20 protein-coding genes and 1 pseudogene are annotated in these 25,218 nt (G+C 45.2%); 15 read left to right on the plus strand and 6 right to left on the minus strand.

Annotated elements, in window-relative coordinates; genetic code table 11:
- Positions 1 to 17 precede the first annotated feature (17 nt).
- Positions 18 to 545: an RNA polymerase sigma factor gene (locus tag AACM02_RS08660; RefSeq protein ID WP_332455631.1), complete on the minus strand. Its 528-nt coding sequence runs from the start codon at positions 543 to 545 to the stop codon at positions 18 to 20.
- A 309-nt stretch (positions 546 to 854) separates the two neighbouring features.
- Here AACM02_RS08660 and AACM02_RS08665 point away from each other — a divergent pair, with 309 nt between their 5' ends.
- The 7 genes from AACM02_RS08665 to AACM02_RS08695 all read left to right on the plus strand — a co-directional run bounded on the left by AACM02_RS08665 (position 855) and on the right by AACM02_RS08695 (position 9,602).
- Positions 855 to 2,048, plus strand: a complete 1,194-nt coding sequence (locus AACM02_RS08665; protein WP_339116706.1) for an AAA family ATPase — start codon at positions 855 to 857, stop codon at positions 2,046 to 2,048.
- Positions 2,049 to 2,227: 179 nt separating this feature from the next.
- Positions 2,228 to 4,054: a von Willebrand factor type A domain-containing protein gene (locus AACM02_RS08670; RefSeq protein ID WP_339117449.1), complete on the plus strand. Its 1,827-nt coding sequence runs from the start codon at positions 2,228 to 2,230 to the stop codon at positions 4,052 to 4,054.
- Between the two features lie 172 nt (positions 4,055 to 4,226).
- Positions 4,227 to 6,815: an ATP-dependent chaperone ClpB gene (gene clpB / locus AACM02_RS08675; protein ID WP_339116707.1), complete on the plus strand. Its 2,589-nt coding sequence runs from the start codon at positions 4,227 to 4,229 to the stop codon at positions 6,813 to 6,815.
- 95 nt (positions 6,816 to 6,910) lie between these two features.
- Entirely contained in the window at positions 6,911 to 8,053 is a 1,143-nt protein-coding gene (nspC, locus tag AACM02_RS08680) for a carboxynorspermidine decarboxylase (RefSeq protein WP_339116708.1), read from the plus strand.
- Positions 8,054 to 8,136: 83 nt separating this feature from the next.
- A complete protein-coding gene (locus AACM02_RS08685; RefSeq protein WP_214062276.1) occupies positions 8,137 to 8,382 on the plus strand; it encodes a GlsB/YeaQ/YmgE family stress response membrane protein in 246 nt (81 codons plus the stop codon).
- 27 nt (positions 8,383 to 8,409) lie between these two features.
- The gene (nadD, locus tag AACM02_RS08690; RefSeq protein ID WP_332455635.1) at positions 8,410 to 8,994 is read left to right on the plus strand and encodes a nicotinate (nicotinamide) nucleotide adenylyltransferase; all 585 of its coding nucleotides are present in this window, start codon (positions 8,410 to 8,412) and stop codon (positions 8,992 to 8,994) included.
- 95 nt (positions 8,995 to 9,089) lie between these two features.
- Positions 9,090 to 9,602, plus strand: coding sequence for a hypothetical protein (locus AACM02_RS08695; protein ID WP_339116709.1), 513 nt, complete (start codon positions 9,090 to 9,092; stop codon positions 9,600 to 9,602).
- Positions 9,603 to 9,664: 62 nt separating this feature from the next.
- Here the strand turns inward: AACM02_RS08695 and speA are convergent, their stop codons facing one another.
- On the minus strand, positions 9,665 to 11,566 hold the full coding sequence (gene speA / locus AACM02_RS08700) for a biosynthetic arginine decarboxylase (RefSeq protein WP_339116710.1): 1,902 nt from the start codon (positions 11,564 to 11,566) through the stop codon (positions 9,665 to 9,667).
- Positions 11,567 to 11,756: 190 nt separating this feature from the next.
- Here speA and AACM02_RS08705 point away from each other — a divergent pair, with 190 nt between their 5' ends.
- From AACM02_RS08705 to AACM02_RS08725, 5 genes are all read left to right on the plus strand, one after another.
- Positions 11,757 to 13,013 carry a serpin family protein gene (locus AACM02_RS08705; RefSeq protein ID WP_339116711.1) on the plus strand — a complete coding sequence of 419 codons (1,257 nt, stop codon included), beginning with the start codon at positions 11,757 to 11,759 and terminating at the stop codon, positions 13,011 to 13,013.
- 391 nt (positions 13,014 to 13,404) lie between these two features.
- On the plus strand, positions 13,405 to 15,948 hold the full coding sequence (locus AACM02_RS08710; RefSeq protein ID WP_339116712.1) for an adenosylcobalamin-dependent ribonucleoside-diphosphate reductase: 2,544 nt from the start codon (positions 13,405 to 13,407) through the stop codon (positions 15,946 to 15,948).
- Positions 15,949 to 16,035: 87 nt separating this feature from the next.
- Positions 16,036 to 16,635: a YigZ family protein gene (locus tag AACM02_RS08715; protein WP_332455640.1), complete on the plus strand. Its 600-nt coding sequence runs from the start codon at positions 16,036 to 16,038 to the stop codon at positions 16,633 to 16,635.
- Positions 16,636 to 16,720: 85 nt separating this feature from the next.
- A complete protein-coding gene (gene topA / locus AACM02_RS08720) occupies positions 16,721 to 19,090 on the plus strand; it encodes a type I DNA topoisomerase (RefSeq protein WP_332455641.1) in 2,370 nt (789 codons plus the stop codon).
- 17 nt (positions 19,091 to 19,107) lie between these two features.
- Positions 19,108 to 19,689 carry a GNAT family N-acetyltransferase gene (locus AACM02_RS08725; protein ID WP_332455655.1) on the plus strand — a complete coding sequence of 194 codons (582 nt, stop codon included), beginning with the start codon at positions 19,108 to 19,110 and terminating at the stop codon, positions 19,687 to 19,689.
- Here the strand turns inward: AACM02_RS08725 and AACM02_RS08730 are convergent.
- The 3 genes from AACM02_RS08730 to AACM02_RS08740 all read right to left on the minus strand — a co-directional run bounded on the left by AACM02_RS08730 (position 19,581) and on the right by AACM02_RS08740 (position 22,438).
- Positions 19,581 to 20,138: a chromate transporter gene (locus AACM02_RS08730; protein ID WP_332455642.1), complete on the minus strand. Its 558-nt coding sequence runs from the start codon at positions 20,136 to 20,138 to the stop codon at positions 19,581 to 19,583. The two genes, AACM02_RS08725 and AACM02_RS08730, sit on opposite strands and share 109 nt — an antisense overlap.
- 3 nt (positions 20,139 to 20,141) lie before the next feature.
- Complete coding sequence (locus AACM02_RS08735) at positions 20,142 to 20,702, minus strand: chromate transporter (RefSeq protein WP_214062537.1); 561 nt, start codon at positions 20,700 to 20,702, stop codon at positions 20,142 to 20,144.
- Between the two features lie 389 nt (positions 20,703 to 21,091).
- Entirely contained in the window at positions 21,092 to 22,438 is a 1,347-nt protein-coding gene (locus tag AACM02_RS08740) for a TrpB-like pyridoxal phosphate-dependent enzyme (RefSeq protein WP_339116713.1), read from the minus strand.
- Between the two features lie 285 nt (positions 22,439 to 22,723).
- Between AACM02_RS08740 and AACM02_RS08745 the strand changes: the two genes are divergently transcribed.
- From AACM02_RS08745 to AACM02_RS08755, 3 genes are read left to right on the plus strand one after another with little or no spacing between them, the layout of a single operon-like run.
- Positions 22,724 to 23,314 (plus strand): TetR/AcrR family transcriptional regulator, encoded by a 591-nt coding sequence (locus AACM02_RS08745; protein ID WP_332455643.1) that lies wholly within the window; start codon positions 22,724 to 22,726, stop codon positions 23,312 to 23,314.
- 34 nt (positions 23,315 to 23,348) lie between these two features.
- Positions 23,349 to 24,095, plus strand: a complete 747-nt coding sequence (gene fabG, locus AACM02_RS08750; protein ID WP_214063363.1) for a 3-oxoacyl-[acyl-carrier-protein] reductase — start codon at positions 23,349 to 23,351, stop codon at positions 24,093 to 24,095.
- A 4-nt stretch (positions 24,096 to 24,099) separates the two neighbouring features.
- Positions 24,100 to 24,780: an RNA pseudouridine synthase gene (locus AACM02_RS08755; RefSeq protein ID WP_339116714.1), complete on the plus strand. Its 681-nt coding sequence runs from the start codon at positions 24,100 to 24,102 to the stop codon at positions 24,778 to 24,780.
- A 21-nt stretch (positions 24,781 to 24,801) separates the two neighbouring features.
- Here AACM02_RS08755 and arfB read toward each other — a convergent pair.
- Positions 24,802 to 25,194, minus strand: a pseudogene (gene arfB, locus AACM02_RS08760) (alternative ribosome rescue aminoacyl-tRNA hydrolase ArfB); the annotation flags it as partial.
- Positions 25,195 to 25,218: the final 24 nt, after the last annotated feature.

The following is a 25,218-nucleotide window of genomic DNA, read 5'->3' on the forward strand; positions in this document are numbered from 1 at the left end:
TGTCAAAATGTCGCGTGTTACGTGTTGCGTGTTTGGACCCTTTGCTCTTCGTTTAATGCTCTTAGCCGTAAAATGCAATTCTTCAAATTCCTTTTTCCGTTCTGGATGTAACTTTTTACTTTCTCTAACGTATAGCCTGTCAGGGAAACGATGTCGGCATACGACTTGCTTTCGTAATAAAAATACTCGATGCTCGTCCGCTGCTCTGAACCTAACTTTGCCATACAATAATCCAGCGCCGATTTTTCTTCGTTCGTCTTCTCTTCATCTAATGGAGTAAAAAAATCGCCGTTTTCCATAACCGATTCGTTTATATCTTCGAAAAAAACGTGCTTGTCTTTCCTTATCTTCAATAAACAGTGATTTTTAGCCACGGTATAAAGCCATGAATGAAAGTTGCTTATCTCGTAGTTTGTGATCTTTTGATTCAGATCTTCGAATAAATCCATTACGGCGTCTTGCGCATCGGGCTCATTACCGAGGTATTTTAGGCATAATCCGTACAGCATCGGAATGTATCGACGGAACAATTCGTGGAAGTACATTGTTTGACGTCCTTTTTTATACCGTTCAAACAATTCTCCGTTCGATAGGTTTGTTATTTTCCTATTGGTTTTCAAGAATTTACTGTTTCAATAAATACATTTATCCCGATTCACAAAAATAAGAAATTTATCGGTTTGTTTGCGGAAATGGTCTCTAAGATTTAAACTGAGGGCACTTGGGTAATACCCTCATTTAACATCTGCAGTGAAAATCGTAATGTGCAGATTACAAAAAATACTAATTATTGCAATGTATGTATGACAAAAATGTGCTATATTTGCAATCTATAAATAGCAAAATGAAGTTTTATGGATTTATTAATTGAAATACACCGGCAACGATTGAAATGGACAGACACAACTTTTGTGCGTTCCCTTGTAAACCGTATTGATTGGAACTCACGTTTAATCGGAATAAAAGGTTCGCGCGGTGTGGGCAAAACTACGTTGATGCTTCAATACATTAAGCAAAACTATGGAAACAGTACTGATGTTCTGTATGTCAGCCTCGATAATATTTGGTTTACCAATCATAAAATGAGTGATTTAGTTGATGATTTCGTGAAGCGGGGCGGCAAATATCTTTTTCTGGACGAAGTGCATAAATATCCTTCGTGGGCACAGGAGATAAAAAACGTATACGACAATTATCCTCAATTAAGCATTGTTTTCACGGGTTCTTCGTTGTTGGAAATATTGAATGCCCGTGCCGACTTGTCGCGTCGTGCCGATATATATCACTTGCCCGGTCTTTCGTTTCGTGAATATATGGAAATGTTTCACGGTATCCGTCTTCCGACCTATTCCTTTCCGGATATTCTGGAGCGGCATTCCGACATTTCCGATGAAGTTTTGTCCTTGTTCAGGCCGTTGCAATATTTTGATGATTATTTACGTGAGGGATATTATCCGTTTTATGTTGAAAATCCCAAGCGTTTTCCGATACGTTTAGAGGAAACCGTGAACATGATACTCGAAATTGAGTTGCCTTTGCTTCGCCATGTAGACTACGCGTATGTGCACAGGATCAAACAATTGCTGCAAATTATTTCGCAATCAACCCCGTTCATACCCAATGTAAGCAAATTAGCCGAACGCATTGGCATTTCGCGCGCGACGCTAACCACCTATTTAAAATACCTGGAAGAAACGGAATTGCTTATTTCGCTTTACAAGGATTCCCGGGGTATCAGCGCGTTGCAAAAACCGGAGAAAATATACCTCGGAAATACCAATTTGATGTACGTTTTGAATACCGAAAATGTGAACAAAGGCAATCTGCGGGAAACATTTTTCGCCAATCAGGTTCAATACGGACATGTTTTGCAGTATAGCGATGCTTCCGATTTTTTGGTGGACGGAAAATTTACATTCGAGATCGGAGGAAAGCAAAAATCAAGAAAACAAATTGAAGGACTGGAATATGCTTTTGTAGTTTCTGACGATATAGAATATGGTAGCGGCAAACGTATCCCATTGTGGATGTTTGGGTTGCTTTATTGATTTACTTGCTGATCTATGTGTTTATGGAGGGCGTTACTTGGAGTGACGCCCTTTGTATTTAAAAATTTATCGGTTTGTTTATGGATTTTCATCCCGATTTGTATCTCTTAGACAGAAGTTCAACAAATATTCATTTTTAAAACGAAAAAATTATGAAAACGACATTTCAACGAATCGCGATGATTCTGTTTATGACAGGTTTTATTTTTTCTGCCCGCGCGCAGGAAATGGAAGTGACCGGAACGGTGTATGATGCGCAAGACAAATCGCCTATTGTTGGTGCAACCGTGACGGTAAAAGGCTCTAACAACGGAACGGTAACCGATGTGAACGGAAAATATCGGATAAAAGCCGAAAAGGGTGAAACGCTCGTTTTTTCATTTATTGGCTATTTGCAGCAAGAAAAAAAAGTGAAAAAATCCCAACTGGATGTTTATTTAAAACCCGACTTGCAAACGTTGGATGAAGTGGTAGTGGTTGCTTTCGGAACACAGAAGAAAACATCGATCGTGGGAAGCGTTGCCCGTCAAGCCGAGATGAGGGTTATGCCACCGATGCGGCCTCCATTTGTCGTTCGAGAAGATAATTCGGAAGAATACGAAGCGTTTAAAGAAAACCGATTTCTGTCTGCCGTTCAGCATCCGTTATCCACTTTCTCGTTGGATGTGGATGCGGCATCGTACGGAAATATCCGGCGGATGATCAATCAGGGGCAAATGCCGGAAAAAGATGCGGTACGCGTAGAAGAGATGATTAATTATTTCAGTTACGATTATCCGCAGCCATCGGAAGGGCATCCGGTGCGGATTGTTACCGAAACGGCGGTTTGCCCGTGGAACAAAAAGCACAAGATGGTGCGTATCGGGGTAAAGGCGAAAGAAATTCCTTCGGAAACGTTGCCGGCAAGCAACTTTGTGTTTTTGCTCGATGTTTCCGGCTCGATGTTCAGCGCCAATAAACTGCCGCTGGTAAAAGCATCGATGAAACTGTTGGTAAACAACCTGCGCCCGAAAGACCGGGTAGCCATTGTTACGTATGCCGGAGCTGCGGGCGAAGTATTGCCATCGACAAGCGCTTCGGATAAACAGAAGATAATTGAAGCGCTGGATAATCTTCAGGCCGGAGGTTCCACCGCCGGAGGCGCCGGAATTCAACTGGCGTATAAGATTGCGGAAAAGAATCTGGTGAAAGGAGGAAATAATCGGGTGATTTTATGTACCGACGGTGATTTTAACGTGGGTGTTTCAAGTCCAACCGAGTTGGAGTCGCTGATTGAAAGCGAACGGAAATCGGGCGTTTTTTTAACCGTTCTCGGCTACGGGATGGGGAATTATAAGGATAACAAACTGCAGACGCTGGCACAAAAAGGTAATGGTAATCACGCATATATCGATAACTTGCAGGAAGCAAACAAAGTGTTGGTAAACGAATTTGGCGGTACGATGTACGCTGTTGCTAAGGACGTGAAACTGCAAGTGGAATTTAATCCTAACTTTGTGAATGCCTATCGGTTAATCGGCTACGAAAGCCGGTTGCTCAACGACGAAGACTTTAACGACGATACCAAAGACGCGGGCGAACTTGGCGCCGGGCATACCGTTACGGCTCTGTACGAAATTGTTCCTGTTGGCGTGAATGTGCCTGTCGGCAGCGTGGATAAATTGAAATACCAACAAACCGGAAACGATGTATCGTTACCCAAATTCCCCGATTCCAAAGAATTGCTGACCGTAAAACTTCGTTACAAAGAGCCGGATAAAGATGTGAGCAGGAAACTGGAAGTTCCCGTCTTGGCAAACCGGATGAATCTAAATGCTTCGCAGGACTTCAACTTCGCCATGGCGGCGGCCATGTTCGGACAACTGTTGCGCGACAGCAATTTCACAGGCAATGCAAAATATTCCGATGTGATAAATCTTGCCCGTAAAGGATTGGGCAACGATCCGAACGGGTATCGGCACGAGTTTATCCGGTTGGTAGAAGCCGTGGAACAGTTGGAGAAGTGAGTCCCTGCCAAATCGTCATAAATTTCTCTTTGGCAAGAAAATTGCACCTGAAAAGTAGAACGCCAAGATGCAAGTAACAAGACTTTTAACAAAAAGATCTACCCGACTGACAGTCTCTTTTCGTCTTTCTTGATTCTTGGCGCCGAGGTTTGAAAATCTAAAAAAACAACATATGAACTTTAACAATTTTACAATCAAAGCCCAGGAAGCCGTTCAGAAGGCCATTGATCTGACGCAGGCAAGCAATCAGCAGATGATTGAGCCCGCTCACCTGCTCAAAGGTGTGATGCTGGTGGGCGAAAACGTTACCCATTTTCTGTTTCAGAAGTTGGGAGTGAATGTGAGAAACTTGGAGGCAACTGTGGATAAGGAGATTGAATCGTACCCACGCGTTTCAGGCGGAGATCCGATGCTGAGCCGTGAAACCAATGCGGTTTTTCAGAAATCTACCGATTTTGCGAACAAAATGGGCGACCAGTTCGTGTCGCTCGAGCATTTACTGCTGGCAATCATCAGCGAGAAGAACACTGCTTCGCAGTTGATGAAAAATGCCGGAATTTCACAGAACACGCTCCAATCGGCCATTAACGAGTTGCGCAAAGGTGAAAAAGTGACCAGCCAATCTGCGGAAGATACCTATCAATCGCTGGGAAAATATGCCGTGAATCTGAACGACAGGGCCAGAAACGGCAAGCTCGACCCCGTTATTGGCCGCGATGAGGAGATTCGCCGCGTGCTCCAGATCCTGAGCAGGCGTACTAAAAATAACCCCATTCTCATCGGTGAGCCGGGAACCGGAAAAACAGCCATTGCCGAAGGAATCGCACACCGTATCGTTCGTGGAGATGTACCCGAGAACCTCAAGAGCAAAGAGATTTATTCCCTCGATATGGGTGCGCTCATTGCCGGGGCAAAATATAAAGGAGAGTTTGAGGAACGGTTGAAATCGGTGGTCAACGAGGTGGTGAAGGCAGAGGGAGAGATTATTCTTTTTATCGATGAAATCCACACGCTTGTGGGTGCCGGAAAAAGCGATGGAGCCATGGATGCTGCAAACATACTGAAACCTGCGTTGGCACGGGGTGAGTTGCGCGCTATCGGTGCTACCACGCTGGATGAATATCAGAAGTATTTTGAGAAGGACAAGGCGCTAGAACGACGCTTCCAAACGGTTGTGGTGGATGAGCCCACGGAATCGGACAGTATTTCCATCCTTCGGGGATTGAAAGAAAAGTATGAAAACCACCACAAGGTGCGTATCAAGGACGAAGCGATCATTGCTGCCGTGCAACTGTCGCACAGGTATATCACCGACCGGTTCCTGCCCGACAAGGCCATTGACCTGATGGACGAGGCAGCGGCAAAATTACGCATGGAGGTGGATTCTGTACCGTATGAACTGGACGAGATTATGCGTCGCGTTAAGCAGTTGGAAATTGAACGTGAAGCTATCCGTCGCGAGAATGATACAGCCAAGGAAGAAATGCTGACCAGGCAGATCGAGAACCTGCGCGAAGAGGAAAATGTGCTGAAGGCGCGGTGGCAATCGGAGAAGGAGCTGATCAACCGGATACAGCAGAACAAGATTGACATTGAAGATGCTAAATTCCAGGCAGAAAAAGCCGAACGGGAAGGTGACTACGGAAAAGTGGCCGAATTGCGATACGGGAAAATAAAGGAAAAGGAGGCGGAAATCGAGCAACTGAAAAATCAGTTGCACGAAACACAGGGTGGCAGCGCCATGATTAAAGAAGAAGTGGATGCTGAAGATATTGCAGACGTGGTTTCACGGTGGACCGGAATTCCCGTGAGCAAAATGTTGCAAAGCGAACGCGAGAAACTGCTCCACCTGGAGGAAGAGCTGCATAAACGTGTTGTCGGACAAGAAGAAGCCATTACCGCCGTTGCTGATGCCGTACGCCGTAATCGTGCCGGACTGAGCGACCCGAAACGCCCGATCGGTTCGTTTATCTTCCTGGGAACGACCGGAGTGGGAAAAACTGAGCTGGCAAAAGCCCTGGCCGATTATCTGTTCGACGATGAAAACATGATGACCCGCATCGACATGAGCGAATATCAGGAGAAATTCAGCGCAACACGGCTGATCGGGGCGCCTCCCGGATACGTGGGTTACGATGAAGGGGGGCAGTTGACCGAAGCCATCCGCCGAAAACCATACTCCGTGGTGCTGTTTGATGAAATTGAGAAAGCACATCCCGATGTTTTCAATATCCTGCTGCAGGTGCTGGACGATGGCCGGCTGACTGACAACAAGGGTAGGGTAGTGAACTTCAAAAATACGATCATCATCATGACTTCCAACATGGGCTCGAATGTTATCCGGGAGAATTTTGAGAAAATTACCGAACGCAACCGGGAAGAGATTGTTGAAAACACCAAGAACCTGGTGATGAATATGCTGAAGCAAACTATTCGCCCCGAATTCCTGAACCGTATAGACGATATTATTATGTTTGCCCCGCTCAAACAGGAGGAAATAGCACAAATCGTACGTATTCAGCTGAACAGCGTAAAGAAAATGCTGGCGGGGAACGGTATCGCACTGGAATATACCGACGAGGCAGTACGGAGCATATCGGAAGCGGGATACGATCCCGAGTTTGGTGCGCGTCCCGTGAAACGGGTTATACAGCGTAAAGTACTCAATCAGTTGTCGAAAGATATTCTTTCCGGTAAGGTGGATAACTCCAGACCGATTGTAGTTGATGCTATTGATGAAAACGTGTATTTCAGAAACTAGTACTCTCTCTTTTCTGTGACAATTGCTTGTTTTTTATACGCAGGGGCACCGTTCACCGATTTTTTGTGTAGATTTGCGTTACGAAAAAAATAAATATGATCGACCTCAGTAAAATTCCTTCTCCGTGCTATGTAATGGAAGAGCGGTTGCTCCGCAAAAACCTGCAACGGATAAAATCGGTGGAAGAAAAGGCCGGAGTTAATATTATACTGGCATTTAAAGCGTTTGCCATGTGGAAGGCATTTCCCATTGTACGGGAGTACATCGGTCATTCCACGGCAAGCTCGGTAGCCGAAGCGCAGCTGGCATTCGAGGAAATGGGCAGTCCTGCGCATACTTATGCCCCGTCGTACACCGATTATGATTTTCCGCTGTTTCTGAAATACAGCAGCCACATCACTTTCAACTCATTGTCGCAGTTTCACCGGTTTTACCCGCAGGTAGTTACCTCGGCCGGTGCTGTTAAATGCGGAATCCGCATCAATCCCGAATTTTCGGTGGTGGAGACCGATCTCTACAATCCCAGTATGCCGGGTTCACGGTTGGGGGTTACGGCAAAAAATATGGGTGATACCCTGCCGGAAGGAGTGTCCGGGCTACACCTGCACAACTTGTGTGAAAATAATTCGTACGACCTGGAAAAAACATTGGAGGTTGTAGAACAGAAGTTTGGGCATTTTCTGAAAAAGGTGGAGTGGCTGAATTTGGGCGGAGGTCACCTGATGACACACGAAGATTACGATGTGGAACATTTAATCGGGTTGCTTATCCATTTTAAGAAAAAATATCCCAACCTGGAGATCATTATGGAGCCCGGCAGCGCGTTTGCGTGGCAGACGGGAGTCCTGGTGGCCGACGTTGCCGATATAGTGGAAAACGAAGGTGTCCTGACCGCTATGCTTAACGTTTCTTTCTCCTGTCATATGCCCGACTGCTTAGAGATGCCCTACAAACCGCGGATCCGTGGTGCGTATCACGATCCTGTGGCCGGGAAGCCCACTTACCGGATGGGAGGCAACAGTTGTTTGAGCGGTGACTTTATGGGCGAATGGTCTTTTGAGGCTCCGTTGCAAGTGGGCGATAAGGTTGTTTTTGAAGATATGATTCACTACACCACCGTAAAAACCACCATGTTCAACGGTGTTTCGCATCCCTCTATCGGCCTTTGGACAAAAGACGGCGAGTTCAAACTGTATAGGCAGTTCGGTTACGAGGACTATAAAAACCGAATGAGTTAGGTGATTTACCGAAAAAATGAAAACAAATCAACGCCTTTCTCTGTTTATCTGTTGATAAGTAAACTTTTAAAAAAATAAATGGTATGGGTTGGTTGTGGTTTATCATTATTGGAGCAGTGGCCGGATGGCTCGCGGGGAATATTATGCGCGGAGGTGGTTTCGGACTGCTGATGAATATCGTTGTTGGCGTTGTGGGTGCGCTTATCGGTGGCTGGGTTTTCGATCTGTTGGGAATAGGTACGGGTGACGGATTGATAGGAAGCCTGATTACCGCGTTGGTGGGAGCCATTCTCCTGCTTTGGGTCATATCCCTGTTTAAGCGAGCGTAGCCTATAGGCGGTTGAAGTATAGAGTTGATGAGGAAAAAGCAAGTCGGCATCTTTTCGGGTTCCTTTAATCCGATTCACATCGGGCATTTGATACTGGCAAACTATATGCTGGAATTCACTTATCTCGATGAGGTTTGGTTTTTGGTCACGCCGCATAATCCGTTAAAGGAGGCCGAGAGCCTGCTTGGGGACAATATCCGGTTAGAGATGACGAGGCTGGCGGTTAAGGATTTTGACCGCCTGCTTGTTTCGGATATCGAATTCGACATGCCGAAACCCTCTTACACGATAGAAACATTGACAAAGCTGAAAGCCGAAAATCCCGGTTTGGAATTTACGCTTCTTATCGGTAGCGACAACTGGGTAAAGTTTCCGCGGTGGAAAGACAATGAACGCTTGGCAAAAGAATTTAAAATTCTGGTCTACCCGCGCTTGGGAGAAGATGTTCTGATAAATGGCCTGCATACAGAAAATGTCCGGTTGGTGGACGCGCCCGTCGTGGAAATTTCCTCTACATTTATCCGGGAAAGCATCCGTGCGGGGAAGGACGTGCGTGCTTTTTTGCCTAACCGGGTTTACGACTACATCCTGTCCAACAAATTGTACAAATAATCCACATTTAGCACATTTAACTGGAGAAAACCAGGATACCCTGCATCCTATTGGTTATTTTTGTCATGAATTATTCATCCCAAAAACAGAACCATATGAGAAAAATTTTATCGATAGGGGTAGTGTTGTCATTGATGGTAGCATTTTCATCGTGCAGCAGCAAACCTGATGATTTACCCGTTTCGCAAAATGCTTCAGCCACGAAGTCAACCAGTATAATTGCTGCAGCCGGAAATACAACCTCCTCGGAAATAACGTTTAAATTAAGTGATTTCTCAGCATTATCACAATATGAGAAATGGGTCGAAAGTGGATTAGTACAGACAACATCCGTAATATCTGTAGGTGGAATTACTTCGGGTCAGGTTGTTGAATTAACCAATGTGAAACTGTCTTTGAAAAGTAATTCAAAGGCAAACCTGGACTTGCCAACGATTACAGCCAATGCCTCATTCAAAGAGTTGCCTCAGCTTAATTTTCTGCAGAAAGTCCTCGATGAGGTTGTTAATAAGGGTGCCTCTACCGTTGTTTTAACTTACAGGGCAACGAATGACATCACAACGTCCGTTACGTTTTCAATGAAGATTGACGGGAAGTTTTCGTTCTAAACCGATTTAAAGGTATTAAAAAAAGGCCGTTTTGCGGCCTTTTTTTGTGGGGATTATTCATTTTACTCCAGATAGGTATATCCGTAAAGTCCCGAACGGTAATTCGACAGGAACTCTTTTCCTTCTTCCACCGAAATTTTTCCTTTTTTCACCGAGCTCATTACCCAGGTTTCAACCGTACGAACCAGCTTCTTGGCATTATACTGTGCATACTCCAATACTTCGGCAACCGTCTCCCCATCAATTACCTGCTCTATTTTATATCCTGTATTTTCGTCCGTTACAACGTGGACCACGTTGGTGTCGCCAAACAAGTTATGCAGGTCGCCTAGAATTTCCTGATAGGCACCCACCAGGAAAACCCCGATGTAGTACGATTCATTTTTCTTCAGCGAATGGACCGGGATGAACGATTGATGAAAACCGCCCTGGGCTGTATAGCTGGCAATCTTGCCGTCGGAATCGCAGGTGATGTCCTGAAGTGTGGCCGTTCTTTCCGGTTTCTCATCCAACCGGTGGATGGGAATAATGGGAAATACCTGGTCTATGGCCCACGAGTCGGGCAGGGATTGGAACAACGAGAAGTTGCAGAAATACTTGTCGGGCAGCAGCGAAGAGAGCTGACGCAACTCTTCCGGGGCGTGCTTCGTACGGTTGATCGTAAAGTTAATTTCCCGGATAATGGAGAAATAAAGCTGTTCCACCTGAGCACGCGTTTTCAGCTCAAGCATTCCCAGACTGAACAGGTCGAGAGATTCTTCCCGGATCTGTTGTGCGTCGTGCCACGCTTCCAGCATGCGCGTCTGGGAAAGGTTGTCCCAGATCTTGTACAACTCTTTTACCAGCTCGTGGTCGTTCTCCTGGATTTCCACCTCCTCTCCCCATTCGGGTAACGTTGCCGTTTCCAGCACTTCGAAGATAAGTACCGAATGGTGTGCCGTAAGGGCACGTCCCGACTCGGTGATGATCTTGGGGTGGGGGATTTCGTTTTTGTTTGCTGCATCCACGAACGAGAATACCGAGTCGTTCACATATTCCTGAATGGAGTAGTTGATGCTGTTTTCACTGTACGATGAACGTGTTCCGTCGTAATCCACACCCAGTCCGCCGCCGATATCCACAAATTCAACGTTGAATCCCAGTAGATGAAGCTGGACGTAAAATTGAGATGCTTCACGCAGAGCGGTTTTCACACGCCTTATTTTTGTAATCTGGCTGCCTATGTGGAAATGAATCAACCGGAAACAGTCGGTCATTTTGTGTTTCTTAAGCAAGTCGAGTGCCTCGAGCAATTCACTGGAGTTTAACCCGAATTTACTTCCGTCACCGCCCGATTCTTCCCATTTTCCGCTGCCCGAACTGGCTAATTTAATGCGGATACCGATATTTGGCTTCACTTTCAGCCGCTTGGCAATTTCGATGGTCAGTTCAAGTTCATTCAGTTTTTCAATCACGATGAAAACTTCTTTTCCCATTTTTTTCGCCAGCAAAGCCAGTTCTATATAACTTTCGTCTTTATAGCCGTTGCAAATAATGATGGAATCCTCGCTGGTATTAATGGCCAGAACAGCGTGTAGTTCGGGTTTGGATCCTGCCTCAAGGCCGATGTTGAATCGTTTTCCGTAAGTCACGATCTCCTCTACTACCTGGCGCATCTGATTGACTTTAATGGGATAGACAATGTAATTTTGAGATGCGTAACCGTACTCCTTGGCTGCAATTTCAAAACAGGTCGATATTTTTTCGATCCGGTTGTCCAGAATTTGGGGGAACCTTACCAGAACCGGAGCAGAAACATCGCGGAGATAAAGCTCACGCATCAACTCGTTCAAATCAACTGATCCGCCTGGTTTCTTACGGGGCGAAACTTGTACGTTTCCCTTTTCGTTTATAGAGAAGTATCCGTTTCCCCAACCGTCTATGTTGTACAGTTCCTCCGAATCCTCAATGCGCCATTTTCTCATTATCAGTCAATTAAAAAAGTGGATAAATTTAATCTGCAAAAGTAATTAATTTATTTGTTTTTCGGGTGGATTTTGCAACAACATCCTTTGAAAAAGAAGGAATCTTTTGTTTTATGTATTTTTAACAATGTCGCATGCAGCTTTTTATTCGAAATCCCATCTAAAAATAAACCCTGTAAATTTTAAGGATATGGACTCAATGAAAAATGTTAGTGCTTCGTTACTTTTTCCCATCGTCTTTTTTGCCGGTTGTGAAAAATCAGGTGTTGAAACAGTCACGAAAAATCTTCCGGCCCCGGTGAAAATTGAACTTCGATCCGAGGAAGCTCAGCAGGTTAAAACTGATCAACAGTTTGCTTTCGAATTTTTTTCCAACGTTTTCGACGAGGAGGCTAAAGAGGAAGACCAAAGTTTTATGGTCTCGCCTTTTAGCTTGAGCATGGCTTTGGCAATGACGTGGAACGGTGCTGCGGGAGAAACCAAAACGACGATGCAGAAAACGCTGAAAATGGAAAGTTATTCCGACAACGACATCAACGGTTACTACAAAAAGTTGAAAGAGGCGTTACTGAAAACCGATCCATCAACTCAATTATCAATTGCCAATGCCATTTTTACAAATAAATTCGTAACCATCCAGCCCGGTTTTATCAAAACCAATACCGATTATTACGACGCAACGGTGCAGCCGGTGGATTTTTCACTTCCGGTAACGAAAGATATCATTAACCAATGGGCAGCGGACAATACCAATAACCTGATTAAAGAGGTCATTGATAAAACCAATGCCTATGACTTGATGTACCTGTTGAATGCGATTTACTTCAAAGGAAGCTGGACAACAAAATTTGATGCAAAAAACACATCGAAGAAACCGTTCACAACCGAAAACGGTACAAAACAAACGGTAGACATGATGTGTCAAACCACAAAATTCAATTACACCGAAGATGAAACCATGCAGGTGATCCAGTTGCCTTACGGAAATCAGGCGTTCAGCATGTTGGTTCTGTTGCCTAAAAGCAATAAAAAACAGGCCGATGTGGTGTCTGCGTTGCAAAACAAGGAGTACTGGGGAGAAATAAGAGCTGCATTGCATGAATACGAAGTGGAATTATATCTTCCGAAATTCAAAACCAAATACAGCAAGAAACTGAACGAAGTTCTTACAAATATGGGGATGGGATTGGCTTTTCGCGATGCTGCCGATTTTAGCCGGATGTCGGCTTTTCCGGCCCGGATTGCTTTTGTAAAACAAGATACCTACATCAGCACAGACGAGCAAGGAACGGAAGCTGCTGCTGTTACGACCGTAGGTATGGAACTAACCTCCATGCCCGCAATTCCGCAAAAAGTAGTTTTCAATGCAGACAAACCTTTTATTTATCTTATCCAGGAAAACTCTACCGGTGCCGTTTTGTTTATGGGAGCGGTGAAAGATATTTAATAAACCGGTATCCGATTTATTCATATTTCAATAATTTTTTATTCAATTGTCAAAACACTCAGCGATTTACAGCCGCTGGGTGTTTTTTTAGTTTAAGTTTGGACGGAAAGTTAAACTCTGAAAAATTATTAATGTAAACGATTGATTAACTTATGAGTTGAACAAAATAGAAAACTTTTCTTGCTTCTTGAAAACTTAAAATGCTTTAAATAAGATAACTAAAAATTTATTTGGAAAACTTTACACTTTGTTGAAAACTTTTTATTGATTCGTTTTGTTAACTTTGAAACATTTCTTAAACTTGTAATCCCAAATAACCATACTGTGGGAAACGTTGTGTTTTGTTATTTGGGAAATAGTTGAATTAATCGGTCAAAAAAAAAATTAATTGATGAAAAAAGAAATTTATACTTTCGACGAGGCTTACAACGCATCGTTGGAGTATTTTAGAGGCGATGAACTGGCTGCAAAGGTTTGGGTCAGCAAGTACGCTTTGAAGGACAGTGAAGGCAATATCTACGAGAAGACGCCTGAAGATATGCATTGGAGGCTGGCAAACGAAGTGGGAAGAATAGAGAAAAAATACGCCAATCCGTTGAGCGAAAAAGAATTGTTCGATTTGTTTGACCAGTTTAAATACATCATTCCGCAGGGAAGCCCGATGACGGGGATCGGAAACGATTTTCAGGTTGCATCGTTGTCCAACTGTTTTGTGATCGGGATGGGTGGCAGCGCCGACTCTTACGGGGCGATCATCCGTATCGATGAAGAACAGGTGCAGCTGATGAAGCGTCGTGGCGGAGTGGGGCACGACCTGTCGCACATCCGTCCCAAGGGATCGCCCGTTAAGAATTCCGCACTCACGTCTACGGGGCTGGTTCCGTTTATGGAAAGGTATTCCAATTCCACGCGCGAAGTGGCGCAGGACGGACGTCGGGGCGCGCTGATGCTGAGCGTTTCCATCAAACATCCGGATGCCGAGGATTTTATCGACGCTAAACTGGAGCAGGGAAAAGTTACCGGAGCCAATATTTCGGTGAAAATCGATGATGATTTCATGAAGGCTGCATCCGAAGGAAAACCGTACGTTCAAAAGTATCCCATTGATTCGGACACGCCGAAATACGAAAAAACGATAAACGCGCAGGAGCTTTGGGAAAAAATTGTGCATAATGCATGGCGTTCGGCCGAGCCGGGAGTGTTGTTCTGGGACACGATTATCCGTGAATCGGTTCCCGATTGTTATGCCGACCTGGGTTTCCAGACGGTTTCAACCAATCCTTGCGGTGAAATTCCGTTGTGCCCTTACGACAGCTGCCGCCTGCTGGCAATTAACCTCTACTCTTACGTGATGAACCCGTTCAAGGAAAACGCTTATTTCGATTTTGAGCTTTTCGGAAAACACGTTCGTCTGGCTCAGCGCATCATGGACGATATTATTGATCTGGAGTCGGAAAAGATTGATAAGATCCTCGACAAGATCAACAGCGATCCCGAATCGGAAGAGGTGAAATCATCGGAACGTAACTTGTGGGAGAAAATCCGCCGGAAAACACTCGAAGGCCGTCGCACAGGGGTAGGCATAACTGCCGAAGGCGATATGCTCGCCGCTTTGGGGGTCCGCTACGGTTCGGAAGAAGGAAACGATTTCTCGGAGAGGGTGCACAAGATGGTGGCGCTCAACGCTTATGCTTCCTCGGTGGAGATGGCGAAAGAACGCGGAGCATTTGAAATATATGATACCGAAAGGGAGAAGAACAACCCGTTTGTGAACAGGCTTAAGAAAGAAGACCCCCAGCTTTACAAGGACATGGTGAAGCATGGCCGTCGAAACATTGCCTGCCTGACCATTGCTCCTACGGGGACAACCAGTTTGATGTCGCAGACCACATCGGGAATAGAACCCGTTTTTATGCCGGTTTACAAGCGTCGCCGCAAGGTCAATCCGAGCGATAAGGACGTGAAAATCGATTTTGTGGATGAAAACGGAGATTCGTGGGAGGAATACGTGGTCTTCCACCACAAATTTGTGAACTGGATGGAAGCAAACGGTTATCCTACCGCAAAAAAGTATTCGAACGAAGAGATTGACGAGCTGGTGGCAAAATCGCCATACTACAAAGCTACTTCCAATGACGTGGACTGGCTCATGAAGGTGCGTATGCAGGGGCGCGTGCAAAAATGGGTGGACCACAGCATCAGCGTAACCATCAACCTACCCGGTGATGTGACCGAAGAACTCGTGGGTGAGCTTTATATGGAAGCCTGGAGAAGCGGGTGTAAGGGTTGTACGGTGTATCGCGACGGATCACGCTCGGGTGTGCTTATTACAAACGACAACAAGGAGGAAGAAAAGACAAGTGCGGATTGTTACGAACTGCCGCAGGTAGTCACTTCCCGTCCTACCGAACTGGATGCCGATGTGATTAAATTCCAGAACAACAAAGAGAAGTGGATTGCTTTTATCGGGTTGCTCAACGGAAGGCCTTACGAGATCTTTACGGGTATCAACGATGAGGACGATGGTATCATGGTGCCTAAAAACGTTACCTCCGGGAAGATCATCAAAGCATACGATAACGACGGTCGCAAACATTACGACTTCCAGTTCCAGAACAGGAGGGGGTACAAGGTGACTATTGAAGGGTTGGACGGGAAGTTTAATCCGGAGTTCTGGAACTACGCGAAACTGATTTCGGGAGTGTTGCGTTACGGCATGCCTATCGATCAGGTGATTAAGCTGGTATCGGGATTGGAATTGGACAGCGAAACCATCAACACGTGGAAGAACGGCGTTGAACGGGCGTTGAAGCGCTATCTACCTAACGAAACCGAAGCGAAAGGCCAGAAATGCCCCGTATGCGGCTTCGAATCGCTGGTCTTTGAAGAGGGATGCCTCAAATGCCGCAACTGCGGAGCTTCGAAGTGCGGATAATCCGGTATATGTCCGGCGTTTTACAAAACCAAAAAGGCGATACCAACCGGTATCGCTTTTTTGATGGTAATTTACTACTTTTGTCCTATGCAAGACACCTATAAGACTATCGAACAAGCGGCCGAAGGTTATATCATCGAAAAAAAAAGCAAATTCCTTTCGTTTGTTTTTCACGTGGAATCGCCCGAGGAAGTAAAAGGAATTGTGGATGAGCACCGCAAAAAATATTACGATGCACGACACGTTTGTTGGGCGTATATGCTGGGGCCGGAAAGGGAGGAGTACCGTTCAAACGACGATGGCGAGCCTTCCGGAACAGCAGGAAGGCCCATACTGGGACAAATAAATTCGTACGGACTTACCAACGTCTTAATTATTGTTATCCGGTATTTCGGCGGAACACTCCTGGGTACAAGCGGACTGATCAAAGCTTATAAAGAAGCGGCGGAAGATGCCGTTAAAAATGCTGAAATTGTTGAGAAGACGGTTGACCGGGCCCTTACCGTTCGTTTCGAATATGTGTTGCTTAACGACGTGATGCGTACCCTGAAGCAATTTGAAGAGGTTTCTTGGGAACAGAACTTCAAAGAGAGCTGTACGATGAAGCTCCGCATCCGGAAGTCGGAATTCCAACGGTTACACGATAGCCTTTCACAAATTTATGGCGTAAAAATTGAAAAAGAGTGAAAAATTCTTTTTGCTAATACAAAATTACTACTTTTGCTACCGAAAATGAAGTGAAATATCCCGACGGGAATATAAAACAAGATGAATGGCAAAGAATTTGGTTATCGTTGAGTCGCCTGCAAAGGCAAAAACTATTGAGAAATTCCTGGGCAGCGATTTTAAAGTGATGTCGAGTTACGGACACATCCGTGATCTCAAGAAAAAAGATTTTAGCATTGATATAGACAATAATTTCGAACCCATTTACGAGATCCCGGCAGATAAGAAAAAGGTTGTGACGGAGTTGAAAGCTTCCGCTAAAAACGCAGAAACTGTCTGGCTCGCATCTGATGAAGACCGTGAAGGAGAAGCCATATCCTGGCATTTATACGATGTGTTGGATTTGAAAAATAAAGACACTAAACGGATTGTTTTTCACGAAATAACCAAGCCTGCCATCCAGGAAGCCGTAAAAAATCCCCGGGAGATAAACCGAAATTTAGTCGATGCCCAGCAGGCACGACGCGTATTGGACAGGATTGTCGGGTTTGAACTTTCACCCGTTTTATGGCGAAAAATAAAACCCGCACTTTCTGCGGGAAGGGTCCAGTCGGTGGCTGTAAGGCTTATTGTTGAACGTGAGCGCGAAATCCAGAACTTCAAGACAGAGGCTGCCTACCGTGTTGTGGCCTTGTTTATCAAGGAAGAAAACGGACAACAATACGAGATAAAAGCCGAATACAACAAACGGTTGAAAACAAAGGAGGAGGCATTGGCCTTGCTGGAAAAACTAAAAACTTCGGTTTTCAGCGTGGGAGATGTTACTACCAAGCCGGCCAGGAAATCGCCTGCGCCACCGTTCACCACATCTACCCTTCAACAGGAAGCATCCCGAAAACTTGGTTTTTCCGTGGCACAGACGATGATGGTGGCACAACGCTTATACGAATCGGGAAGGATAACCTATATGAGGACGGACTCCTTTAATTTGTCGGCCCTTGCCATAAACACCGCCAAGGCCGAGATCATCGGGCAGTACGGGGAGAATTACCTGAAAATCAGAAAATATACAACGAAATCCAAAGGTGCACAGGAAGCACACGAAGCCATCCGGCCGACTTACATCAACGAGCATGAAGCGGGGGGGACTGCCCAGGAAAAGCGTTTGTACGATTTGATCTGGAAACGCACCATCGCTTCGCAGATGGCAGATGCCGAGTTGGAAAGGACGGTGGCCACCATAGATATATCCAATGCCGAAGGAAAATTTGTTGCCACGGGAGAAGTAATCAAATTTGATGGGTTCTTGCGTGTTTACCTGGAAGGTACCGACGAGGAAAACGGTGAAAATGAAGAAGGGTTACTCCCCCCGATGAAGGTGAAAGAGGTGTTGCCTATGCAGGAAACGATTGCCACGGAACGCTTTACCCAACGTCCACCAAGGTATACCGAAGCTTCGCTGGTACGCAAAATGGAAGAATTGGGGATAGGCCGTCCATCAACATACGCACCCACCATTTCAACCATTCAGAATCGTGAGTATGTTGAAAAGAAAACCGTGGACGGTGTAGAAAGGTTGTACAACATCCTTACCCTGAAAAACGGAAAAATAAAGGATACCGATAAAAAGGAAACGGCAGGAACCGATAAAAATAAATTGGTGCCCACCGATATAGGCACGGTGGTGAATGACTTCCTGGTGGAGTTTTTTCCGAAAATTGTGGATTACCATTTCACCGCGAACGTTGAAAAAGATTTTGACACAATTGCTGAAGGTAAACGTCAGTGGAACAGCGCTATAAAAGATTTCTATAAAGTGTTTCATCCGATTGTGGAAGAGACCATGGAGATGAGGATGGAGCACAAGGCCGGCGAACGGGTGCTGGGACAAGACCCTAAAACGGGGCGTCAGGTATCGGTTAAAATAGGCAGGTATGGCCCGTTGGTGCAGGTCGGTACTCCTGATGAAGAAGAAAAACCGTTGTTCGCTTCTTTGCAAAAGACGCAGTCGATAGAAACCATAACGCTGGAGGAGGCACTCCGGTTGTTTGACTTGCCCCGTTCGCTCGGTGAGTTTCGTGAAAAAGAGATGACCGTTGGTGTAGGCCGCTTCGGACCCTATATCCGTCACAATAATAAATTTGTTTCATTGCCTAAAGGTGTTGATCCCTTGAAGATTACCGCCCAAGAAGCGGTTGAGCTGATTGAAGCCAAGGAGAAAAAGGACAGGGAGAAAATCATTAAAACGTTTACGGAAGATCCGGAATTACAGGTTCTAAACGGTAGATACGGCCCCTATATTGCTTACAACAAGAAAAATTTTAAAATTCCGAAATCGCAAAAACCCGAAGAATTGACATTTGAACAATGCAAAGGGATTATTGACGACGGGACGCAAAAAACCGATTCTACCAAAGAGGCTCCCCAAAAAAAATCTAAAACGGCTAAAACTCCGGCAAAAAAAACGAAGAAATAAACGGGTCGCTTATGCTCATAAGAATCCACCCCTCACAACCGGCCGATTTGCCACAACTAATGCAAATCTATGAGACCGCACGCCGTTTTATGCAACAAACCGGTAATGCAGGACAATGGGTGGACGGTTATCCGAAAAAAGAACTTCTCGTTGAGGATATAGGTCGGGAACACAGTTACGTTTGTCTGGACGAAGATAACGGGATTGCAGGAACATTTTATTTTAGGGTGGGTGAGGAGCCCACTTATCTTAATATCTTTGAAGGATCGTGGCTGAACGATGATCCTTACGGGGTTATTCACCGCATTGCCTCTTCCGGAAAACACAAGGGTGTTGCAGCAACCTGCATCTCCTGGTGCCTGGAAAAATGCGGTAACATCCGTATTGATACACACCGAGACAATAAAGTGATGCAAAACATACTGCAAAAGCTCGGATTTTCCTATTGCGGAATCATCTACCTGGAGAATGGCGCTGAAAGACTGGCCTATCAGTATACGATCAATCCTGCCACACCCGATAAGAAGATCAACAAAATCGGATCTACTTTTTTAAAGGAAGCCAGGAATACCCCTCCAAAAATGATCCAACTCTTGTAATCGATGAAATTGTAATTGTTCATCAACATCAGTGCAGCTGCCGCAATCAATCCGATGACAGCCGGTTTCAGAACCGACAGGGAGGCGCGCATCCAAGGATTGTTGTTTAGTCTGGCGAAGAAGGCGCAGACAACCGTCATAATAACCAGCGAGGGAATGCTGACAGCCAGTGTGCATACAGCCGATCCGATAATGCCGTGAAAAGTGCTGAATCCCATGTCGGTAACAGCGGAATAACCGATGTATGTGGCCGAATTAAAGGCAATAGGCCCGGGGGTGGTTTGAGAAATAGCGACAATATCCGTAAAATCGGCTACAGATATCCACTTGTGCGTATCCACTACTTCCTGTTGAATAAGAGGGAGCATAGCATACCCTCCACCGAAACCGAAAAGGCCTATCTTGAGGAAAGCGGCAAACAACGATACATATACATCCAAAAGTTCCATCCGTCAGCTTTTGATCTTTCGTTTGACATGAGCGAAATGCAATATCCCCAGCAAAATAGCTGCCAAGACAATATAAACTGGTGAAACCCCGGCCAGTGATACCGAAAGAGCTACCGCCACCGGAATCCATACGTTCTTCAGCGATATTCTTGCCGATCTTCCCAGGCCCAGCAACGGTGCGGCAATCAATGCTACTACAGCCGGCCGGATACCCTTGAAAATTCGTTCCACAACCGGATTATCCTTGAACTGTACAAAGAAAATGGCAATGAGCAGGATAACCAGAAACGAAGGCAGGATAATTCCCAATCCTGAAAACAGACTTCCCTTAAATCCCATCCTTTTGTTTCCTACAAACAGGGAAGTGTTCAGTGCAATCGGCCCGGGCATGGATTGAGCAATGGCAAGCATATCCATAAATTCTTCATCATCGAGCCAGTTCTTCTTTTTGACAACTTCATTCCGGATTAACGGAACCATGGCGTAGCCGCCACCAAAGGTGAAGGCTCCGATTTTAAAAAAAACCAGAAACAATTCCCAGTATTGTTTAAAGATAGGTTTCATAGTTAATTTAGCGGCTTACCGGCCGGACAGCAAAGGAGATAAAATTGAAAAAGCAGACTGCAAATTGATGTAATCGCTTGCTAATCTGCTTTCTATAAGAAGCCGCATCGGTGGAATAAGTCGAAACTCCTTATGACAGGATTTGAGTGTCCCGGTATCTTTGTAATCCGCCGTTCCGATAAATCGGAATACCCGAAGGCGCGGCCCGCCATTAATACCCAAAACGAGTCTCGGTTTATAAAATGTAATTGATGAGTTTCCCAATCGACCAATGCGGCAATAACTCATTCATCTTTCTAATGTCAAAGATACAAAGCAGAAGTGAAACAGACAAATATTTTTCTGTTTTTTTTCACCTGAAATGCCTGCTTATGTTGTATAACAGTTTCTTAATCCTGTAAATATTTTTCGATCTCAAGGGTTGAGATCTCGTAATTTTTTAAATCGCCTGCCAGGTATTGATCGTACGCGCTCATATCCACCAGTCCGTGTCCCGAAAGATTGAAGAGGATTACTTTTTGGATACCTTCTTCCTTGGCCATCTTAGCTTCACGAATGGCAGACGCGATGGCATGAGTGGATTCGGGAGCTGGGATAATACCCTCTGTCTGGGCAAAAAGAACGCCGGCTTCGAATGTTTCCAGCTGCGGGATATCTATTGCTTCGATGAAGTTGTCTTTCTTCAGTTGGCTTACGATGCTTCCAGCACCGTGATAACGCAATCCGCCTGCGTGGATGTTGGCGGGAGAAAAGTTATGTCCGAGCGTGTACATCGGGATAAGGGGGGTAAACCCTGCTTCATCACCGAAATCGTATTTAAAAGTTCCGCGGGTGAGTTTCGGGCACGAAGCCGGTTCTGCAGCAATAAACCGTGTCTTTTTGTCCCCTTTTATAACGTGGCGCAGGAAAGGGAACGAAATCCCCGAGAAATTGGAACCTCCTCCAAAACAACCGATAACAATATCGGGATATTCACCGGCCATCTCCATTTGTTTTTCGGCTTCCAAGCCAATAATCGTCTGGTGCAATGAAACGTGGTTCAATACGCTGCCTAGCGCGTATTTGCAGTTGGGCGTCTGCATCGCCAGCTCGATCGCCTCTGAAATGGCTGTTCCCAGGCTCCCCTGATAAGTGGGACGTTGTGTCAATACTTTTCTTCCCGATTTGGTGGACATGCTGGGCGATGCAATTACCTGCGCACCCCATGTCTGCATCAGCGAACGTCGGTAGGGTTTCTGTTCGTAACTGATCTTCACCATATAAACCGCAATCTCCAATCCGAAAGCCTTTCCGGCAAATGCCAAAGCGGTTCCCCATTGTCCAGCACCGGTTTCGGTAGTGAGGTTGGTTGTACCGTCTATTTTGTTGTAATATACCTGTGGAAGAGCCGAATTTAATTTATGCGACCCCACGGGGCTGACACTTTCATTTTTGAAGTAAATGTGGGCCGGAGTATCCAGCGCTTTTTCCAGGCTGTAAGCCCTCACCAGCGGGGAAGGACGGTATATTTTGTATTTGTCGCGTACTTCTTCGGGTATTTCAATCCACCGGTCAGTTTCATTGAATTCCTGACGGGAAAGTTCTTCTGCAAACAACGGAAACAGGTCTTCCGGTTTCAACGGTTCTTTCGTTCCCGGATTTATCATCCGCTGCGGCTTGTTTTGCATGTCTGCCACTACATTGTACCAATGCGTGGGAATCTCCCTCTCGGGTAATAAAAATTTCTTTGTTTTCATCAGCTGTATTTTTTTATTTTCGTTTCTTTGGATGCTAATAAAAAAGCCTGAAGCTGAGAACATCAGGCAGTAATGTCATCTCGACCTGTAAAAGTCGGTTTTGATGTACAAAAGTATAATTTATTTTTTATAAAGCAAATAAAACGACAGCTTTAAACCGCAAAAAAGATGCCTGCTGCCTCGTAGCAACAAATTTTCCCGATTATTCCCATTTTGTTCGCAAATCGTTTCGTTTCTTAAAAACTTTGTGTTATTTTTGCACAAACATATCATAATTGTGCATTTATGACTGTCGCAACACCCAAAACAAAACGAAACCTCATCGAAGTAGCCCGGCAACTTTTTGCAAAAAAAGGCGTTGACAGCACGACAATGAACGAGATTGCAGAAGCATCGGGATATGGACGCAGAACGCTTTATACCTATTTTAAAAACAAGAAAGATGTTTATAAAGCGGTTATCGGGTCGGAACTCCAAAAGCTGTATGCTGCCCTGGAGGATGTGATTAAACGTGACCTGCCAGCCGATGATAAGTTGATGATGTTTACCTTTTCCCGGCTCAGCATAATCAAAGAGGTTGTCACACGCAACGGAACGCTTCGTGCCGACTTTTTCCGGGATATATGGTTGGTGGAAAATGTTCGCAAGGAATTTGACAAAAAAGAGATACACTACCTGGAAACCATTCTTGCCGACGGTTCCAAATCGGCTGTGTTTACGGTTAACGACATACCCAGAACGGCAGAGATACTGCATTTTGCGTTGAAGGGACTAGAAGTTCCGGTTATAAGAGGAGTGCTGAACTTAAGACTGGACAGGCAGGAAGACAGGGAAATAGTCTATAATCTCGTTTTTAAGGGATTAAACAAGAGATAATATAATCAGAGAGATAAAATAAAAAAATAAACACATGAAATTATTAGAAGGAAAAACAGCGCTTATCACTGGTGCAGCGCGCGGTATCGGAAAAGCCATCGCACTGAAATACGCTTCGGAAGGAGCCAACATTGCTTTTACCGATTTAACTATCGATGAAGTGGGTAAAGCTACCGAAAGCGAAATAGCATCGCTGGGCGTGAAATGCAAAGGATATGCCTCCAACGCTGCAAACTTTGACGAAACACACAAGGTAGTGGAAGAAGTCCTCAGCGATTTCGGGCGGATCGATATATTGGTCAACAATGCCGGGATTACCAAAGACGGATTAATGATGCGTATGACCGAGCAGCAATGGGATGCCGTAATCAATGTGAACCTGAAATCGGCATTTAATTTTACCCATGCAGTCACTCCGGTAATGATGCGCCAGAAAGCAGGAAGCATAATCAACATGAGTTCCGTAGTGGGTGTATCCGGAAATGCCGGACAGTCAAACTATTCCGCTTCCAAAGCAGGGATGATCGGGCTGACAAAGTCGATGGCAAAAGAGGTGGGTTCAAGGGGAATCCGTGTAAATGCCATTGCTCCGGGTTTTATAATTACAGATATGACTGCTGCGCTCTCTGAAGAGGTTCGCAACGAGTGGGCAAAACAAATTCCGTTACGCCGTGGTGGGACACCCGATGATGTTGCTAATACGGCTGTCTATCTTGCATCGGAACTCTCTTCGTACGTGAGCGGACAGGTGATTCACGTGTGTGGAGGAATGAACATGTAAAAAAATGACCGTTTTATACGAAGACAACCATCTGATTGTCGTTAACAAGGCTCCGGGAGAGATTGTGCAAGGCGATAAAACCGGGGACAAACCACTTTCTGAAGAGGTGAAAGAGTACCTGAAGGTGAAGTATAACAAGCCCGGAAATGTATTCTGCGGGGTGACACACCGCCTGGATCGGCCGACGAGTGGAATAGTGGTTTTTGCCAAAACAAGCAAAGCGTTGTCCCGGTTGAATGTGATGTTCAAAAACAATGAGATCGACAAAACCTATTGGGCAGTTGTGAAAAAACTTCCGGAGAAAACCGAAGCCACGCTGACGCATTACCTCATTAAAAATGAGCGAACCAATAAATCAACGGCATATGATGTGGAGAAACCCAACACGAAGAAGTCGGTATTGCACTACAAGGTGATTGGACAATCGCAAAACTACAATTTACTGGAGGTTGATCTGGAAACAGGCCGGCATCATCAGATCCGTTGTCAGTTATCAAAAATTGGAAGTCCGATAAAAGGAGATCTGAAATACGGTGCCGAACGGTCGAATCCGGATGGGAGCATCAGTCTTCATGCACGGAAAATAGCATTTATTCATCCGGTCTCGAAAGAAAAAATAGAAGTAGTGGCGCCAACGCCTGATGATGTGTTGTGGAATGCGTTGATCAATACAAACGTTCACTGAAACAGGCTTTGTTGAGTGTTCTCAAAAATTTTCCGATCTACGCCTTTTTTTCTCAGATAGCTGTTTTTTGTTGTCGAGCCTTTTCTGAATGGAGCTCAGGGTACGTTTCGTGGCCACGCGTTTTTTTTCTTCGCGACATGCTTTCTTCAGGAGGTTCTCTAATTTTACAATTACCGCTTTCTTGTTCATTGCCTGGGAACGTTCTGTGTCGCTGCTGATCTGCAAGATTCCTTCCTGGCTGATACGGTTTCTCAACTTCTGTTGTATCCGCTGCTTTTGTTCGGTCGACAAAATCTGTGATTGACCGATATTCAAAGACAACGTAACTTTGGTCTCGACCTTGTTTACATGCTGTCCACCACTTCCACTGCTGCGTACAGTCGAAAAAGTACACTCGTTCATTAATTTATCAATGTCCGGCTCCGTCATATCGTAAAA

This window comes from Petrimonas sp., assembly GCF_963921705.1.
Lineage (GTDB): Bacteria > Bacteroidota > Bacteroidia > Bacteroidales > Dysgonomonadaceae > Petrimonas > Petrimonas sulfuriphila.